Here is a 989-nt window from a genome sequence, read left to right on the forward strand (position 1 = left end):
GAATATGCTTGTTGTTTAAAATTCATATGTTTTTTTAAGAAACATCTCCCAAAGCACCCAAGCCCATTTCATAATAGTGTCCGTGCAAGGCAAATAAAAAGCAAGTAAAATAAAATAGTTATGTCTAATATAAGGGAATAGGTGAATCTTGATTCTATTGAGTTTTTTTGCCTCTATCCCTCATCTTTTTGAAGCTTTTTTATGGCTTCAAGAGCGAGTTTTTTACGATCTGCGCTCTTTGTGTAAAGAGATGCCATAGCATCATTTGTCCAGCCAAAAATTGCTTTGAGTTGTGATACTGTTGTTCCAGAATTAGCTGCGCGTGTTGCGGCTAATTTTCTTAATCCATGCGCCGATTTTTTAATTCCAGCCGCATTACAAGCGTCTCTAAATGCATTCCCAAAGCTTTCTTTGGTGAATTTTTGATTCACTTTACTACAGATGAATGTTTCTTCTCCAATAGGACCAGTTTCAAGCGTTTTGGCTAATTCCGGTAAAATAGGTAGAAAGACACCTGTTTGGAATTTACTTTTCTCTGTTTTGAGATGAATAATATTGTCTTTGACATCTTTCCAGCCAATGCGTACCGCATCACCACGACGCAAGCCCGTATATAAAAGAACATCAATCCAGACACGTTCATGGGTACCATGATGCCATATTTGATAATATTTTTCGACATCTTCTTCTGTCCAAACAGGAAATCCCTCTTTGTTTTTGAGGGGGGGTCTTTTTATTCCTAAAGCTGGATTATTTTCCAAAAGACCTTGATCAATCGCCCAATTAAAAAGCCCATTAAGGGCTTTCAGAAAGTTTCTAGCCATTGCTGGTGTTTCTTTGCGTCGTTCAACGCCGGCTATGATATGTTTCTTTTCAATTGCTTGGTATGGAATGTTTCCTATGCTATCACATACCTTCATAAGGATGAGTTCTTTTTGTTTTTTTGTAGCTTTAGTGTAGCTATGCCAATTAGAGCTGTTAAAGTATTG

At 37.2% G+C, this 989-nt stretch carries 1 protein-coding gene; it reads right to left on the minus strand.

The window, feature by feature from the left end:
* Positions 1-173 precede the first annotated feature (173 nt).
* The coding region (locus ACFIL8_RS11035) for a tyrosine-type recombinase/integrase (protein WP_375689829.1) at positions 174-989 on the minus strand (816 nt) is incomplete at its 5' end.

It is taken from the genome of Bartonella sp. AP57NXGY (assembly GCF_042195805.1).
Classification (GTDB): Bacteria; Pseudomonadota; Alphaproteobacteria; order Rhizobiales; family Rhizobiaceae; genus Bartonella.